Raw genomic sequence first — 17,728 nt, 5'->3', positions numbered from 1 at the left:
ACCGACAATGCGCTGGCAAGGTGTCTTCTATTTCATTCTCTGTTTGCTCACCCTGCCTGCGCGTGCAGACATGCTCTCTTCGATTGTGCTCGGTGAAGCGCAACAACTGGTTGAAATTGAACCAGAGCGAGCCAAGTATTTAGCGAAAAATTACCTCACTCAACGTCAGCTCAGCGACGCCGGAGAACAAAGCGCCGCATCCATTTCTCGCGAAGAAGCCGATAGAACTTTACGCACGCCAAATGGCAGCGTTGAAGCGTATCGAACATTAGCGCAAGCCGAATACACTGAAGGCAATATCGAGCAAGCGATGCGTTATCTTGCACGCGCTCAAGCGTTAGCTGAAAAATACAAACTGTATTACCTTTCACTCGATTTACGCTTACTGCACAATGAACTCAGTTGGCGCCATGACAAAAACTACGTAAGAGCGCAAGAGGAGCTCGACGCCGTTGAAGCCGACCTATCCAGCGTCAATAGCCAAATTAAACTGACCAAAACCACGCGTTATCGCGTATTAATGCAGCGCGCCCAATTGGCAGCCGCGCTCAATACGCCACTGGCCGCACTTGACTTTTTCACCCAAGCGAAAGCGTTACTCAACCCGAAACAGACCGATCGCACCTGGATTGATTATCGTGTCGTGCTCGGACAATTTTATCTGGGGCAAAAACGTTATAATGCTGCTCTTTCAGAGCTGCTTTATGCGTATTGGACTGCGATTGAAATTGATGATGGCGCGCGACTGGCGAAAGTAAACCGTCAATTAGCGGATCTTTTCCAAGAGCGCCACGTGCTAGACAAAGCCCTTGAATACGCTTCACAAGCCGCTGACTATTATGCCACCTATCCTAACTCGCCTATTTTGGCTCAAGTTATGGAGCAGATGGGCAAGATTTATTATCAGCAGGGCAAATACAACCTTGCCTTAGTGCATTACTTTAATGTGCTTGACCACGCTAGCACCGACCGCGATTTGCAACAAGCTATCGCCATTCGCCAGCAGCTCGCTGCAACCTATTTGCAACTGTTTAACTTTCCTTTGGCGGAAAAGTACTTGCAACGCGCCGATGAGCTGCTTGAATTTGCTGATTTTCCTGAACAGCAAGCAGAAGCGGCTTTGCTGAAGTCAGGTATCGCCTATTTTAAACACGACGCCGCTGACGTCATCAGCTACGCACAAAGCGCCTTAAATATTCTTGACCGTTTGAACGACCACAGCTCGTTTGACCGTCAAAGTGCCTATCGGTTACTCGCGCTCGGACACGAGCAAGATGGCAATACAACACTGGCGTTGGAAAACTTGCGCCACTACTACACCATCGTCAATCAAGAGCAAGGTGTTCGTAACCACATTAGCGAAGAAGCCTTTCGCGAGCAAAAAGCGTTTGCCGAGCAAAGTCTCTATTTTGCGTCGCAAACAACAGAGCTGGGCGAGGTAAAACAGGAATACACTAAAACACGACGCATTGCCTTTGGCTTATTTTTACTCACTGTGATGCTGTTTTTAATGTGGATTCGTAAAGGGGTCGTGTCGGCACGTCAGCAAATCAAAATTGAAAGTCTCAGCCGAGAACTATATACCCACTCTCGCTCAAAACTGCGCAACTTGCGCATGCTAAACGCCAAACTGTCCAGCTCACTGCGCAAAGCAAACGAAAATTTCGAGCTGTGGCAACAAGGGGAATTGATTCACGAACCTCTGAATGACCGATTGCGCTTTGCCATGATTGACTTGCCATTTTTACGCAGCACGTATATCAAACATGGCTATAAATCTGGGCTCGAGCTTGAACGTGCCTTTGGTGCCATGCTGAAACAGAAAATGGAGTCACCAGCGCGGCTCTATCACTTTTCTGATGCCAACCTGCTTTATATTGAGCCCAGCAGCTGGAGTGACAATAGTGCTGAAGGGCTATTTCACAAAATCCAACAATGGGTGAATGATTTTGCTAAAGAACACGCGATTTCACCGATTGTGCGTATGGGAATTGCGGATTACCCATTTTTACCGCGTGCTTATACCGCAGTGAATGACCAAGAGTTACTTGATTTACTCTTACTGGCAACGCACATCGCACGTGAAGTGAGCCTCAGCAATAAGACCAGCCAGTGGGTTCATTTTAAAGCCATCGACAATGCGCCCGCGGCAAGCCTCACCAATGGTGACATTCGCTCGGCGTGCAAAATTGCCATTAGCCAAGGGCTGATCAAAATCCATTCTTCTTGTCAGAATGAGGATCAGCTCAAAAAAATATTAAAAAATGATGAACATTACTGATTCACCCTGTTTTGGGCAGTGACGGTATCGCGTTTTTTGTTATTATCGTAAGCCTTGTGGTAACAAAGATTTAGGTCAAACAAGTTTGATGGGCATTATGGAGTCAGACTTACTGGCGCAGATTCATCGCTTGAACGCGCAGTTGAATACATTGCGCGACGAGCATCGCGACAATTCATTACAAAACCATCGAGAGCTGCGTATTCTTCGTCGAATTCTACGTGCGCTGCTTGACAACCACCAACGGATTGACTCGCAATTACTCAGTGAATTACAAGCGCTCCAAAGCGCGCTTGACAATAACCAATCGGTGAGCACGCTGATACCACAACTGGCACTCGTGGAAAAAAAACTCAGGCAGCATAGGCAGGTTATGGAACATCAGCAGCAGGCACTGGACAAACAGATCCAACAAGGCGCTGACACGCTACACAGGATCACCGGACTTCCCGCCCAGCTTAAGCGAGAGCTGCAGGCCCTGCTAGCCATTGCCGATCACGACAGTATCTCTCGTGCAACGAGACTGCTCGCGTTATACGAGCGTGCGGTTAAAATTGTCACTCTTAACGCTGATATCGATTTTTCAGATTCAGAAAAAAAAGAGACTGTTAACCAACGACTTACCTTCTTTATCGAAGAGTTACAAAACCTTATCACTGAGTTGGACTTTGATGGCGAGTCTGGCGATCTCTTAATGGATGTACGAACCAAATTACTTGGTGGCGTGACCTGCGAAGAGGTTATCGAGTTAACGGTACAAGTGCTTAAATTGGTGATTACTGGCACCTATTCAGAGCGCAAAGCGTCAGAGCAATTTCTCAACACACTCAACACATCACTCGCCAGCAATCTCAAAACGATGGAGCAAAATGTTGAGCAAAATCAGAACTACCTCGCACATCGCCATGAACTGAATCAAGACTTTTCTCATCTCATCGACAAAAGCCATTCGGCAATGAGTCAAGCGCGCGATCTTGATAAATTGAAAGCCGATTTAACCCCGTTATTCAATCAAATGTCATCGTTATCTCAACGGCTAAAATTGGTTGAAGAGCGAGAGCAAACGCTGCAAGACCGCTTGATACACAGCAAAAATCAGCTTGAGTCTATGTATGAAACCACTCAAGATTATCGTCGACGCTTAGACGAACAAAACAAACGCTTATTGAAAGATCCCTTAACCAACGTCTATAACCGTAGCGCCTTTTTTGAACGCTTAGAACACGAATATCGACGCTGGATCCGCGCTCAGCATAACTTGCGGGTTGTGTTGCTCGATATTGATAATTTTCGAGCCGTCAACGAAAACTATGGTTATGTCGCTGGCGACAAAGCACTCAAAGTCATTGCACGCTGCATCAGTAAAGAAACCGACGACACAGATACTATCGCTCGCTTCAATGGCGAAGAGTTTGCAATTTTACTGCCAGAACGCGATGATGCCGATGCGAAAGCCTTAATCCAACGAGTACAAGAAGAAGTAAAGAAGTTGCCATTTAAGTTTCGCGACCAACAGATCACGATAACCCTGACAGGGGTCTCAACACGCTTTCTTGATAGCGATAACCCAGAACGTTTGATTGGACGTTTACTTCGATTGCTCGGCGAAACCAAAAAACACAGCAACGATAAGTTAGCGTGGTGTGATTAGAGCCAGCAGACCCTTCATGGTTAAATTTCGTTTGAGATAACATCGTTTGATGTCGCTCCTTCGAGTAGCATCAAGGACGGCGAAGGTGGGTACAAAAAACGTCAAGCACATAAATTTCAAATAGTTATCATATCTTTTTTGCCACGCTCTGCTAAGCTGTAATCAAGAAGCTTGGCCCGCAGCACAAACGTACTGCGGCCCCACAACAATAATGAGTCACTTTAGTGTTCGTTAAATATTAGCGCCAAGGAATGCGCTCTATACCCAAACCTCTTGAAGATGCAGGTAGGTGGCAAACGCGCAAAGCCTCTGAACATAGATAAACTATGTGATGGAGTTTGTGAGAGTCAGCCCCTTAGTTTTTCAAAGAAAAGCGCTGCAACGTCAAGTGGGACGGTTATATGCGGTCCATTCCCGGCTTAATGCCCATCAACCCGACTCGTGTTTTACTATGGTGAACCGTTAGTCGTGGTGATGGAGTATATGAGTGAGGACGTTTATGATCACACACATCAGCCCAACCGGTAGCATGAACCTGCTATCTCAAATTGAAGTCGAACGGTTAAAAAAAACCGCCTCGGGCAACCTTTATCAACTCTATCGTAATTGCACTCTGGCAGTGCTTAACTCCGGCAGCCATACCGATAACTCCAAAGAGCTATTGGACAAGTATCTCTCATTTGATGTTGACGTCATTCGACGAGCGCGCGGCATTAAATTGGAGTTAACTAACCCACCAGAGCAAGCGTTTGTTGATGGGGAAATCATCAAAGGACTGCAAGAGCACCTTTCTGCAGTTTTGCGCGATATTGTTTACGTTAATATGCACTTAGCGGGCGCTGCGCCCTCTGCGTTAACCAATACGGCTCACATGACCAACCTCGTCTTTGGTATTTTGCGCAACGCAGGGGCCCTTTCAGTCGGTGTCGAGCCCAACCTTATCGTCTGCTGGGGCGGTCACTCCATCAATGCAGTTGAATATCAGTACACTCGAGAAGTCGGCAATGAGCTGGGTCTACGCGAGCTAAATATCTGCACGGGTTGTGGCCCAGGCGCCATGGAAGGGCCAATGAAAGGCGCAGCGATTGGTCATGCGAAACAACGCTATGAACACCCTCGCTACCTTGGCCTCACAGAGCCTTCCATTATTGCCGCAGAGCCGCCCAATCCTATCGTCAATGAGCTGGTTATCATGCCCGATATTGAAAAACGCCTCGAAGCGTTTGTGCGTCTTGGTCATGGCATTGTTATTTTCCCAGGCGGCGCTGGTACCGCAGAAGAGCTCTTATACATTCTTGGCATCATGATGCATCCCGATAACGCTGACCAACCGATGCCAATTATTTTGACGGGGCCCAAAGAGAGCGAAGACTACTTCCGTTCACTTGACGCATTCATTGGTGATACGCTTGGCGAAGAGGGCCAGAAGCACTACCAAATCGTGATTGACGATCCGGCAGAGGTCGCGCGTATCATGAAGCAATCGATGCAAAAAGTACGTCAACACCGCAAAGACGTCGGCGATTCTTACTGTTACAACTGGTCATTAAACATTGAATCTGACTTTCAACAGCCATTTGCACCGACACACGCCAATATGGCAAAACTCGATTTACATCTAGAGCAGCCAAAACAGAATCTTGCCGCTAATTTACGGCGTGTGTTTTCTGGAATTGTCGCGGGTAACGTTAAATCTGAAGGCATTGTTGAAATCGAAAAGCATGGCCCTTATCTCATTGATGGCGATGTTAATCTGATGCAAAAAATGGATGTGTTACTACAAGATTTTGTCGTACAACATCGCATGAAACTGCCGGGAGGCAGCGCTTACGAACCGTGCTATCGCATTGCAAACACGACAAAATAAACATCAAACTCGCTAAACTATACCCAAACAACTTGAAGATGCAGCTAGGCGACAAGCGAGCAAAGCCTCTGAGCACTTCGTGAACATGGATAAACTATGTGATGATGAGGTTTTTAAGTGCCAGTCAACACGGCTGCAACTTCAAGTGGGACGGGTATAGGGGCCTATTTCCAAACAACTTTGGGGTGTCGTTAGGCTCCTTTTAGCTTAAAATCTCTGACTCACTTTTTCTATTTCAAACCGTTTTGACCTAGGGTAAATCATGTCGCTACATCTCGTGATTATCGATGCGCTTAACTTGATCCGTCGCGTGCATTCGGCGCAGCCGGATGAAAACGACATCGAGCGCACCATCCAAACCACCACGCGTACCCTGAGCAATATTTTACGTGAAAGTCAGCCAACCCATATCGTCGCGGTGTTTGATCATCTCGGGCCAGAGCGAGGATGGCGTGGCGAACTCTTACCCACTTATAAACAGCAGCGTAAACCGATGCCAAAGGCGTTACGAGCAGGTTTAGAGTCGATTCAAGACGCGTGGTGGCAATTGGGAATTGATGCTCTACTCTCTGAAGGCGATGAAGCAGATGATTTGGTCGCAACTCTGGCTTGCAAAGTGGCCGCTCATCAAGAAACCGTGACCATCATTTCAACCGATAAAGGCTACTGTCAGCTTTTGTCGCCCACGTTGCAAATTCGTGATTATTTTCAGCAGCGCTGGCTCGATGCACCCTTTATTGAAAAAGAGTTTGGCGTAACGCCAAGCCAATTAACCGATTATTGGGGGCTTACTGGCATCAGCTCAAGTAGCGTTCCGGGTGTACCAGGTATTGGCCCAAAGGCCGCGCGCGCCATTCTGACCCAATTTGACAATATTGAAGCAGCAGCTGATAGCGACGCTTTACCGGAAAAGTATCGCAAAAAATTAATCGAACACCTTGATGAGGCGCGTCGCTGCAAACAAGTCGCGACCTTAAAGTGTGACATTACACTTGGATTCAATTTGCAAGACATTCGTTATGAGGAAAAAGGAAGATAACACACTCTATACTTAAGCAACTTGAAAATGCGGGTAAGCAGAAAGCACACAAGTCTCTGAGCACTTCGTTAATATAGACAGACTATGTGATGAGGTTTGTGAGAGCGAGCTAAAAACGCTGCGACTTCTAGTAAGGCAAGGATATAAGTTATCAATTTTTTGTCACGAATATCAGCATAAGTAAGTCAATAAAAATTTTCAAATCACTTGAACCAAGAAAGTATCCACATCAGCTATCGAAAATTCGAATTTAGAAGCCCCATAAGGGGCTTCCTAATTTATAACTTAAAACTTATACCCTGCACTGATCCCCATTGACGATCCTTCGACACCAGCAACATCATGAGTGACAAAACGGGTCCCAATAAGTACTTTTTCACTAAACAAATAATCAATTCCAAACATAAAGCCCGTATTAGTTTCCTCATCTGAAACAGAGGCATAATTGTCCGACAGTTTGGCTTCTACTGTGGTGAAGCTTAATCCCGATGTTAGTCTGATATTGTTATCAAATTGGTAACCTAAATACATTCCTAACACACTTGTATCTAAGGACAAGTTCACATCCATATAGCTCATGGATGAAGATACCAATTCAGGCATGAAGTAACCACCAATGATTACTCCTTGATTTGTCGTGTAATCGTAACTAACGCTAAAGACAGTATCATCAGAAATATTTGAAATATCACCTGAAACCTTAGACATACCGATGGAAAGCGTATGACCGCTTTTATCTTGAGTTGTACTTTCTGATGCAATTGCTGACGTTGACAATGCCAGCAACACTGACAGGGCTAGTGTTTTTTTCATAATTAAATAACCATATTGTATTAATTTGGTTGAATATTAATATCTAACACAAGAAAGTTAAATAAATATTTAACTTTAAGTGAGAATGACATCAAAACAAAATAAAAACACAACAGACAATTACAAACTTACTATGAAATTCGATTAATTTACAAATTGTAAAATATAAAATAAAACCAAAGACCAGAATATATAAAACAGTTCGCACTTCATTTAATCAAATAATAATCCACTTCATTACTATAAACCACGAGCCATATATAAATAATTAACTTCTATGGGCTATTAGTAACCTTAACGTTGAAGTCATGAAATGAAAAACTATTTGAATATTAGATTGCTATTTGATTACGTAATTTTCTTCGCTTTCAGTGCTGTGAATCGGCACCGAACCCTAAATCTTAAAGCGACTTAGGTATATATCAAACTAGTTATTAAGGATAATGCTAACCTCACCGCACTGTAAAAATGTGGCAAGGTTAGGCACTTTAAAAGAGTAATTAATGAGGCGAAATGTGCGACAGCATTTGAATGTGCACCGTGATCTCTTCTCGATCATGGTACAAATGTTTCGCTTGGAGTTTGAATTTCACCTTGTTCTCAATGAGAAATAGTTTCAAATTCTCGATATCTTGAAGCACTTCGTCATAGCGCCCCTTCATCGGTAGTTTTAAGTTGAAGATGGCCTCTTTCGCCCAGCCTTTCACTAGCCACAATCCCATCAAATGAGCCACGCGCGCTGGTTTTTCGACCATATCACACACAAGCCAGGTTACATTTTTGCGATCTGGCTCAAACTTAAACCCATCGACTTGATGATGTCGAATTTGCCCAGTTTCCATCAAGTTTTCAGCCATCATGCCGTTATCGATACAGTGAACAAACATCGAGCGTTTGACTAATTGATACGTCCATCCGCCAGGGCAAGCACCAAGATCGACGGCCCACATGCCGGAAGCCAAACGCGTGTCCCACTCTGCGCGAGGAATGAAAACATGAAACGCTTCTTCCAGTTTCAGTGTTGAACGACTAGGCGCATCAGCAGGAAATTTTAAGCGCGGAATGCCCATAAAGAAGGCGGAGTTATTCCCAGGATACGAGTAACCAAGATAACAATGGCCGGGCGCAACAAAGCAGATATGCAGCACGGGTTTTTTCGCATGATCTTGCTTATACAGCAGTCCCTTACCTCGCAAAGCTTGACGCATCGGCACAGTAAATTTGCGACAAAACTTAAGCAGTTCTTTAGCTTCGTTGGTATCTGGGGTTTCAATACGCAGTTCACCGCACAACGGAAAATGCTCAACGCCTGCCAGCGTGTCTAAGATCGGCGAAATGCGGTCATCGCTCGGTAAAGATTCAAATTCTGCCGCAACCGCAAACATTTGGCGGGCAAAAATCAGTGATTGAAAATCGAGCTGCTGCGCAAGCTTATCTGCATCCCCCGCTTGGTAGCACTCAAATAATACATATCCCGCATTTTTTTTGACGCGCGGAAAACCGTAGACCTCAAGCTGAGAAGCCTTATCTTGAATCTCCCCCGCGCACTCTTTTTCAAAGCCAGCACGGCAATAAAGCATCAAATGTTTCACTTACTAACCTCACGCATTTTCCAAGCAGCCACGGCAAAAACAATCCACCCAACAACAAATAGCGTACCACCTACAGGGGTAATAAAGGCTATCCAACGTATGTCGGTGAGCGCCAATGTGTATAGACTGCCACTAAAACAAAAGATGCCGATAATAAAGCAAATTGCGGCGATGAAAAAATACTTTTGCCCCTGGGCTCTGGCCTGCAACATTAAAATCGCACACGCAATAATCGCAAACGTATGCCAAAACTGGTACTGCACGCCAGTATCAATAATGGCCAGTTGATAAGCTCCCAATATCGACTTCAAACCATGGGCGGCAAACGCCCCGATTGCCACTGACTTAGCGCCGATCATCGCCGCGATCATCAATAAGAACTGACTTCTCATCTAAAACTTCCTCCTGCTCTTTGCGTGCCGTAGCGAGCATCCAATCACGGAACGTCGCAATACGCCCCATATCCGCTTGCTGCTCATGGCACACGACATAAAATGCGTTTTTTGATACCAATACTTCATCAAACGGCGCAATTAAGCGCCCCGCTTCCAGCTCTGGTTTCGCCAGAACATTATTCCCCAGTGCCACACCTTGACCGTGCGCCGCGGCCTGCAGCACCATGGTCGAATGACTGAATATCGGCCCTTGGTTTACGTTAACCCCTTCAATGTGATACTGCTTCACAAACTGCTGCCAATCCTTGCGAGACGTATCATGAAGTAAGGTGTGGTGACTTAAATCACTTAGAGATTCTAATGGCTTGCTACCCAGCAGTAACGCCGGAGAGCACAGGGGAATCAAAAACTCTTGATACAGCTTATCCGCTCGCAAGCCGGGCCAATGCCCACGCCCATAATAGATAGCCACATCGACATCGTCTGTCAGCGATCCTTCATCCATATCAACCGCTTTAATTCGCACGTCAATGTCGGGTTGCTGCTGATGAAAATGGGTCAATCTTGGCACCAGCCATTGAATGGCAAAGCTTGGTGGCAGACTGATAGTTAATGCCCCTTTTTCACTGCGTTCCAATACCTTATCAGTGGCTTCGCTGATGGCACTAAAAATGTCTTTGATGTCGAGAAAATAACTTTGCCCCTCTTCCGTGAGCAACAAAGAACGATTGCGACGGCGGAACAATTTTAACGATAAGAATTCTTCAAGCGCTTTTATCTGATGACTGACGGCAGCTTGTGTCACATACAATTCCTCAGCGGCGCGAGTAAAGCTGAGATGACGCGCTGCTGCTTCAAAAACGCGCAACGCATTCAGTGGGGGAAGACGGCGAGCCATAACTACCTCAACCATTAGTTTTATTAATCTGAAACATTATAATTTGTCCATTGTCGCGTTGCCAGATTAATTCTATATTTCATCCCGCAACGCTGGCCTGAACGGCTTAGTCGGTTCGCGAAGCGCGGTCCGATTAATTGGCTCATTTGTTGCGATGTTGTGTTTGCAAACTCGTATTTCGAGAATTGGGTAGAACTGCCTCTACCGCAGTGTTTGGTCTGATTCAGACGAAGCATTACTTCCTGTATTTTTTGACTGTTTGTCGATTTCTTATACCGCCTCACCTAGGCGGTATTTTTTTATCTATCGCACAGGCGTAGTAATTCGCGGACATAAAAAAGCGCCGAGTAAACTCAGCGCTCATATATAGGTATCGTTAACGTAATATCATCGATTATGGACGATATACCTTAACGTTGTTAAAACCTTGCTCTTGCAAATACAGCGCTTGAAGACGGCTCATAACGCCACGGTCACAGTACAGCAGATAGGTTTTTGACTGGTCAAGATCGCCAAATTGAGTGCCCAACTTGAAGAATGGCAGATGTTTTACGTCAACACCTTCAATCTCCAGTGGATTTTCCTCTTCTTCATCGGCGCTGCGAATATCAAGCACAATCGCATGCTCTTCCACCGCTTGAACTTGTTCCACTTCCGGTGCAGCTTCCTCAGCTTGCTTGGCGATATCGCGAATGTCCATCTGACGTGATTCAAACACCACTTTCTCCAAAATAGAGAAATCGAACTTCGCTTCTTCCGCTTCAAGCTTCGCCTTAACCGCTTTAACTGTCGGTTTACGTGAAATAACGCCGCAGTACTCAGGCATGGTTTTGGCAAAATCTTCGGTGCCAATCTGACGCGCAAGATTAATGATGTCTTCTTTATCCCAGTTAATTAAAGGACGTAGAATCAATGTGTCTGTTACACCATCAATATGACGCAAGTTAGTCAAAGTTTGGCTAGAAACTTGCCCTAAAGCCTCTCCGGTAACCAGCGCTTGAATGCCTAACTTCTCAGCAATCATGCCAGCAGCACGCATGAACATGCGTTTGAGCACAACGCCCATTTGGCCGTCATCAACTTTTTCTAAAATTTCAGCGACAACCGGTTCAAAGTCCACTGAGATAAAGCGCACTTTGGCCGATGAGCCATACTTATTCCACAAATAGTGTGCAACCTGCTTAACGCCAATTTCATGCGCAGGGCCACCTAAATTAAAGAAGCAGTAATGCACTTTCGAGCCGCGTTTAATGTGCAAATAGCTTGATACGCCCGAGTCAAAACCACCGGAAATCAGGCTCAACACATCTTCTTGGGTGCCTAATGGAAAGCCACCAAGCCCTTTGTAACGCGCAATGATTTGGTTAAGTTTTTCATCCGTCACTTCCACTTTTACCGTCACATCGGGGTTGTGCAGGCTGACTCGCGCGCTCTCCACAGCCTGATTCAGACCACCACCAACGTAGCGTTCTAATTCGATTGAGGTAAAGTCGTGCTTACCACGGCGCTTAGCACGCACAACAAAGCTCTTGTTCTCAATCAATGGGCGATTAAGTTCAAGCACTTGCTCATAAATGTCATGCAGATCGGTAAAGCTTGATTGTTTCACTTCCAGCACATGGTGAATGCCCGGAGTGTGAGTCAAAATTTCCAATACCTCGGCAAAGTAAGTGTCACTTTCTGACGTCACCTCAATGTGATCACGACGGTTAAATACCGCAACCGCCTCAGTACGACTTTTGACGATATTGCGAATATTCGACTCCAAAATTTTGGTGAAACGCTTACGCACGGATTCACTTTTAACAAAAATTTCGGGATGAGGTTTTACAATAAATTTCATATTCTTGTTCGCAGTTGAGTTTCGCAATCACTATGGCAAACGCCACATCTGGCGCGCATTATATACCCAAGATCAGCCAAGATGCGAGTCTCGCAAGTTATCAAGGCGTTGGCACCAAGAGCGTTTACTTTTTAACCAGTTACAATTGGCGTCAGATTTTCGCCACAGAGGTGTAAAAAAAGACGAGCAGTCATACTCGTCTTTTTAATCTTAAATTCAATTTAGTTAAATTCGATTTATACCCAAACAACTTCAAGTGGGACGGGTATAGTTGCTACTGCACAATCGGCACCTCATCACTAAACACCGGCTTACCTTGCATAATGCTAATTTCAACTCGGCGATTCGCTGCGCGTTGCAGATCCGTATCGTTCGGGCCTAGCGGTTCGGTATCCGCCATACCACGGACACGCATGCGCTGAGTATCGAATGCGGGCACTTTTTCCATCTCTTGCGCCACTGAAACCGCTCGCTGAGAAGAAAGATCCCAATTTGAACGATATAACTCCGAGTCCAATATCTGATTATCAGTATGCCCGGAGATACGAATAATGCCGGGAACGTCCTTCACCAACTCGGCTATCTGACGCACTAAAGGGCGAAATTTAGGTTGCAAGAACGCAGATCCCTCAGGAAAGGCGCCTTTTTCTCGCATGCGGATCACCAGTTGCTGACCCAAGTTTTCCAGTTCAATCGCGCCCTGTTCAATCTCACGTTGCAGCGCTTGTTGCAACGCTTGCTGCACCGCTTCAATTTCCTCATTACTGCTTGCTGATTGTTGGAGCTCCATCTCGGAATCAACATTATCGTTATTTTTGGTTGACGTGTCAGACGATTGCCCCCCAGTGAGTTGCCCAGCGTCGCGCTTGGTTCCGCCTGCACGGTCTTCTTCTCCCGCGTGGAATTCCAATGTTTGCTGAGTGATGTCCATGGTTTGCTGCATGATGACATCTATCGGTGTCGGTTCAGGTCGCCCAGGACGAAATTCTTGCGCGATGATGCTAGTGCCTTTGGGTATGTCTTTCACTTCCAGCCGATTTTGAACACCAAACGCAAACTTCATTGACCCTGCGATCTGCTTAAACTTAAGCACGTCCATTTCTGAAAAAGAGAGCAGCAGAACAAAAAAGCACATCAACAAAGACATAAGATCGGAAAAGGTGGTCATCCACATTGGCGCGCCAGGGGGTGGACATTTGCACTTTTGCTGTTCATCCATTGCCTTGCCCTCGCTTAATCGCCATCCACATTCAAACCACGTTTGCTTTCATTGAGGTAGTTTTTAAGATAACTATCAATCACTCGAGGGTTTTGTCCATCTTGAATCGCCAACACACCATCCATAATCAAACGACGATTTAACGTTTCTTGATCACGGCGCAGCGCCAATTTGTCCGCAATTGGGAAAAACACCATGTTCGCTAATACCGCGCCATAAAGCGTGGTGAGAAGTGCAACCGCCATGGCAGGACCAATCGCTTTAGGATCATCCATGTTTGAGAGCATGGCCACCAAGCCAACGAGAGTCCCTATCATTCCCATCGATGGCGACACATCACCAAATGAAGTAAAGACTTTACCCCCTTGAATATGACGCTCTTCTGTTAAGGCAATGTCTTTTTGCAGTGCAGCGCGAACCACATCGGCATCGTGACCGTCCACCAAAAGATCAATCCCTTTTTGCATAAAGCTGTTGGGAATGTCCATCTCTTCAAGAGCCAAAAAGCCGCCTTTACGCGCCGCATCGGCCATTTCAACCACTTTTGCGATAAGCACTTCCGGCTCATCGGCTTTAAAGACAAAGGCTTTGCCTGCAATTTTGGCTGCACCAAAAAACTGGCCGACGGTGAATTTCATCAACACCACAAACGTCGATCCGCCGACCACAATCAAAATGGATGTGACATCGACAAACATTGACAAGCTGCCGCCCAGCACCATTGCCATAATGACAAACGCCAGACCGCCAATTAAACCTATAAGGGTTGCTAAATCCACACCGCTCTCCTGATACTCTTGGACCTAAATAGAGTAATCTTGTTATCGACAACAAAGAATGATCTTTTAGTTTTTTCTTGGCCTACAAGTCACAAAATTTCATTTTAACCAGCGCAAAATCGCCACGACAGAGCATTCACCCAACCCCTTGCAGCAACATGCTCACAACTGATTCACACAGCGCTTATCTTGACTGGCGAAATGATGTTATCATGCGCTCTTATTGGGATTTGCCCCGATTGACGCACTGAAGTAACGTGCGGGCACAACAACTTAGGTGAAATGGAATATGGCGACAAAACGACCAGAGAACATGACATTTGAAGAAACAATCAATGAGTTAGAAACCTTGGTTGTTCAATTGGAAAATGGCGATCTGGCCCTTGATGACGCGTTGAAAAAATTTGAACGTGGCATCAGTCTGGCGCGTGCTGGCCAAGGGAAATTAAGCGATGCCGAGCAGCGAGTACACATTTTACTCAGCAACGATGACTCTGCACCACTCAGTGACTTTGACCCAAACGCCAATTAACGCCAATGAATTCAATCATGCTTGATGCGCTCGCCCACTATCAGCAGCGCAATATCCATCACCTTAATCACTGGCTGGCGCAACTGCCGTATCAAGAGCAATCTCTGCTTAAGGCGATGCACCATGGCCTGTTGCTGGGTGGAAAACGAGCAAGGCCTTTTTTGGTCTATGCCACAGGAAACATGCTCGGTTTAGATGAGCAGTATCTTGATACACCGGCTGCGGCAATTGAATGCATTCACGCCTATTCACTCATTCATGATGATCTTCCCGCCATGGATGACGACGCGCTGCGCCGAGGACAGCCAACTTGTCATATCAAGTTTGATGAAGCGACGGCGATTTTAACTGGTGACGCGCTGCAAACGCTCGCATTTACTATACTGGCAGAGGGTGCCCTTGACGCCAATGCCGAGCCGCAGCGAATTCAAATGGTTCAAGCGCTTGCGCGCGCCTCAGGTGCTGCGGGTATGTGCATTGGTCAAGCATTAGATCTTGCGGCAGAAAATTGTCAGGTCAGCTTGGCAGAATTGGAAGCGATTCACCGCCATAAAACAGGGGCGTTAATCTGTTGCGCTGTGACACTAGGTGCTCTCGCAGCCGGTGAGAAAGGCGTCGCAATTTTGCCACAACTTGCGCGCTATTCAGCGGCGATCGGTCTCGCCTTTCAAGTGCAAGATGATATTTTAGACATTATTAGTGATACTCAAACCTTGGGTAAACCACAAGGTTCGGATCAGGCTCTCAACAAGAGCACCTATCCATCACTGCTAGGGATAAACGGCGCCATCGATAAAGCACAAACTCTGTTACAAGATGCGTTACACGCTTTAGATGCGATTCCCTACAATACTCAGTTACTCGAAGAGTTCGCCCGATATGTCATCGAGCGCAAAAACTAACTCGAACAAAGCGCAGATTTATGACTCTTGATATTTCCAAATACCCCACACTGGCATTAGCAGACGATCCGGACGCATTGCGCCTACTTCCCAAAGAGACGTTGCCAATCTTGTGTGATGAGCTAAGAAGTTATTTGCTCAACTCAGTCAGTCAAACCAGTGGCCATCTTGCGTCGGGCCTTGGCGCGGTTGAACTGACTGTGGCACTTCATTATGTTTACAACACCCCATTTGATCGGCTCATTTGGGATGTTGGTCACCAAGCCTACCCGCATAAAATTCTGACTGGTCGCCGTGAGCGCCTTTCAACCATTCGTCAAAAAGAAGGTCTTCATCCCTTTCCATGGCGCGAAGAGAGCGTCTACGACGTATTGTCGGTAGGGCACTCTTCAACCTCTATTAGTGCAGGACTTGGCATGGCTATCTGCGCTGAGCGTGAGGGCAAAAATCGCAAAATCGTCAGTGTGATTGGTGATGGTGCTATTACGGCGGGCATGGCATTTGAGGCCATGAACCACGCAGGGGATGTTCACAGCGATATGCTGGTGATCCTCAATGACAACGAAATGTCGATTTCTGAAAACGTCGGCGCGCTGAACAAACATTTAGCGCAACTGCTTAGTGGCAATTTTTACACCTCGATTCGCGAAAGCAGTAAAAAAGTGCTCGCTGGTGTTCCCCCCATCAAAGAGCTGATGCGGCGCACAGAAGAGCATCTCAAAGGCATGGTGGCGCCAGGTACACTATTTGAAGAGTTGGGCTTTAATTATATCGGCCCTGTCGATGGCCACGATGTGGTGGAGCTGGTCAAAACCTTGCGCAATATGCGTGATTTAAAAGGGCCACAATTTTTGCATGTGATGACCAAAAAAGGCAAAGGTCATGCACCCGCAGAAAAAGATCCTATCGGATATCACGCGGTACCGAAATTTGACCCAAGCCAGCATAAGCTACCAAAAAACAAAGCAAGCAAGCCAACATTTTCACATATCTTCGGAGATTTCCTGTGTGATATGGCAGCAATGGATTCGAAATTGATGGCGATTACGCCGGCCATGCGTGAAGGCTCGGGTATGGTGCGCTTTTCAAAAGAGTTTCCAAAGCAGTACTTTGACGTGGCCATTGCAGAGCAGCACGCAGTGACACTTGCGACCGGCATGGCGATTGCAGGCAACCACCCAATTGTCGCGATTTATTCAACCTTTTTACAGCGCGGTTATGACCAACTGATCCACGATGTCGCTATTATGGATTTGCCGGTCATGTTTGCGATTGACCGTGCGGGATTGGTCGGTGCAGATGGCCAGACGCACCAAGGCGCGTTTGATCTTAGCTTCATGCGCTGCATTCCCAACATGGTGATCATGGCACCAAGCGATGAAAATGAATGTCGCCAAATGCTCTATACCGGCCACCAGCATCAAGGCCCAAGCGCGGTACGTTACCCTCGAGGCAGTGGTACGGGTGTCACGGTTGAAAAAACCTTTACTGCGCTCGAAATAGGCAAAGGACGCATCGTTCGACACGCCACTCACTCGGCGCAACCCACCAAGGTTGCGATTTTGAACTTTGGTACGTTTTTACCTAACGCCCTTATAGCAGCAGACAATCTCGACGCCACGGTTGCAGATATGCGCTTTGTTAAACCGCTTGATGAGTCATTAATTCTTGAATTAGCCCAAACCCATGATGTGTTGGTCACGCTAGAAGAGAACGCCATTGCCGGCGGCGCAGGCTCTGGGGTAGCAGAATATTTGATGGCGCAAAAGTGCCCGAAACCGATATTAATGCTTGGCTTGCCCGATAAATTTATTGCACAGGGCACTCAAGAGGAGCTGCACCACGAGCTTGGGTTGGATGCTCAAGGCATTGAAGCTCGCATTCGTGATTATCTCTGATCTTGCGAGCGCTTGTGTC

14 protein-coding genes are annotated in these 17,728 nt (G+C 46.4%); 7 read left to right on the top strand and 7 right to left on the bottom strand.

Annotated features, from left to right (window positions below):
- The first annotated feature begins 7 nt into the window (after positions 1 to 7).
- From HGP28_RS14760 to xni, 4 genes are all read left to right on the top strand, one after another.
- Entirely contained in the window at positions 8 to 2,281 is a 2,274-nt protein-coding gene (locus HGP28_RS14760) for a tetratricopeptide repeat protein (protein WP_168837244.1), read from the top strand.
- 88 nt (positions 2,282 to 2,369) lie between these two features.
- Positions 2,370 to 3,932, top strand: coding sequence for a GGDEF domain-containing protein (locus HGP28_RS14755; protein WP_168837284.1), 1,563 nt, complete (start codon positions 2,370 to 2,372; stop codon positions 3,930 to 3,932).
- A 499-nt stretch (positions 3,933 to 4,431) separates the two neighbouring features.
- The gene (ppnN, locus tag HGP28_RS14750) at positions 4,432 to 5,799 is read left to right on the top strand and encodes a nucleotide 5'-monophosphate nucleosidase PpnN (protein WP_168837243.1); all 1,368 of its coding nucleotides are present in this window, start codon (positions 4,432 to 4,434) and stop codon (positions 5,797 to 5,799) included.
- A 262-nt stretch (positions 5,800 to 6,061) separates the two neighbouring features.
- Positions 6,062 to 6,838, top strand: coding sequence for a flap endonuclease Xni (gene xni, locus HGP28_RS14745; protein ID WP_168837242.1), 777 nt, complete (start codon positions 6,062 to 6,064; stop codon positions 6,836 to 6,838).
- A 285-nt stretch (positions 6,839 to 7,123) separates the two neighbouring features.
- Here the strand turns inward: xni and HGP28_RS14740 are convergent, their stop codons facing one another.
- From HGP28_RS14740 to pomA, 7 genes are all read right to left on the bottom strand, one after another.
- Positions 7,124 to 7,651 (bottom strand): outer membrane beta-barrel protein, encoded by a 528-nt coding sequence (locus tag HGP28_RS14740; protein ID WP_168837241.1) that lies wholly within the window; start codon positions 7,649 to 7,651, stop codon positions 7,124 to 7,126.
- A gap of 500 nt (positions 7,652 to 8,151) precedes the next feature.
- Positions 8,152 to 9,243 carry a 23S rRNA (cytidine(2498)-2'-O)-methyltransferase RlmM gene (gene rlmM / locus HGP28_RS14735; RefSeq protein WP_168837240.1) on the bottom strand — a complete coding sequence of 364 codons (1,092 nt, stop codon included), beginning with the start codon at positions 9,241 to 9,243 and terminating at the stop codon, positions 8,152 to 8,154.
- The gene (locus HGP28_RS14730; RefSeq protein WP_168837239.1) at positions 9,240 to 9,635 is read right to left on the bottom strand and encodes a DUF423 domain-containing protein; all 396 of its coding nucleotides are present in this window, start codon (positions 9,633 to 9,635) and stop codon (positions 9,240 to 9,242) included. The genes rlmM and HGP28_RS14730 overlap by 4 nt, the downstream gene beginning before the upstream one ends.
- Complete coding sequence (locus HGP28_RS14725) at positions 9,589 to 10,536, bottom strand: transcriptional regulator GcvA (protein WP_168837238.1); 948 nt, start codon at positions 10,534 to 10,536, stop codon at positions 9,589 to 9,591. The genes HGP28_RS14730 and HGP28_RS14725 overlap by 47 nt, the downstream gene beginning before the upstream one ends.
- A 394-nt stretch (positions 10,537 to 10,930) precedes the next feature.
- On the bottom strand, positions 10,931 to 12,379 hold the full coding sequence (gene thiI / locus HGP28_RS14720; protein WP_168837237.1) for a tRNA uracil 4-sulfurtransferase ThiI: 1,449 nt from the start codon (positions 12,377 to 12,379) through the stop codon (positions 10,931 to 10,933).
- 274 nt (positions 12,380 to 12,653) lie between these two features.
- Positions 12,654 to 13,598 (bottom strand): flagellar motor protein MotB, encoded by a 945-nt coding sequence (locus HGP28_RS14715; RefSeq protein WP_168837236.1) that lies wholly within the window; start codon positions 13,596 to 13,598, stop codon positions 12,654 to 12,656.
- Positions 13,599 to 13,612: 14 nt separating this feature from the next.
- Positions 13,613 to 14,377, bottom strand: coding sequence for a flagellar motor protein PomA (gene pomA, locus HGP28_RS14710; protein WP_168837235.1), 765 nt, complete (start codon positions 14,375 to 14,377; stop codon positions 13,613 to 13,615).
- Between the two features lie 289 nt (positions 14,378 to 14,666).
- On the opposite strand from pomA, the gene xseB reads away from it, so the two are divergent.
- The 3 genes from xseB to dxs are packed head-to-tail and all read left to right on the top strand — an operon-like array spanning position 14,667 to position 17,709.
- On the top strand, positions 14,667 to 14,909 hold the full coding sequence (gene xseB, locus HGP28_RS14705) for an exodeoxyribonuclease VII small subunit (RefSeq protein WP_168837234.1): 243 nt from the start codon (positions 14,667 to 14,669) through the stop codon (positions 14,907 to 14,909).
- A 17-nt stretch (positions 14,910 to 14,926) separates the two neighbouring features.
- The gene (ispA, locus tag HGP28_RS14700) at positions 14,927 to 15,811 is read left to right on the top strand and encodes a (2E,6E)-farnesyl diphosphate synthase (RefSeq protein ID WP_168837233.1); all 885 of its coding nucleotides are present in this window, start codon (positions 14,927 to 14,929) and stop codon (positions 15,809 to 15,811) included.
- Positions 15,812 to 15,831: 20 nt separating this feature from the next.
- A complete protein-coding gene (gene dxs / locus HGP28_RS14695) occupies positions 15,832 to 17,709 on the top strand; it encodes a 1-deoxy-D-xylulose-5-phosphate synthase (RefSeq protein WP_168837232.1) in 1,878 nt (625 codons plus the stop codon).
- The last annotated feature ends 19 nt before the right edge of the window (positions 17,710 to 17,728 follow it).

This window comes from Vibrio agarilyticus (assembly GCF_012641465.1).
Classification (GTDB): Bacteria; Pseudomonadota; Gammaproteobacteria; order Enterobacterales; family Vibrionaceae; genus Vibrio; species Vibrio agarilyticus.
This window is presented reverse-complemented; position numbering and strand designations above follow the sequence as displayed.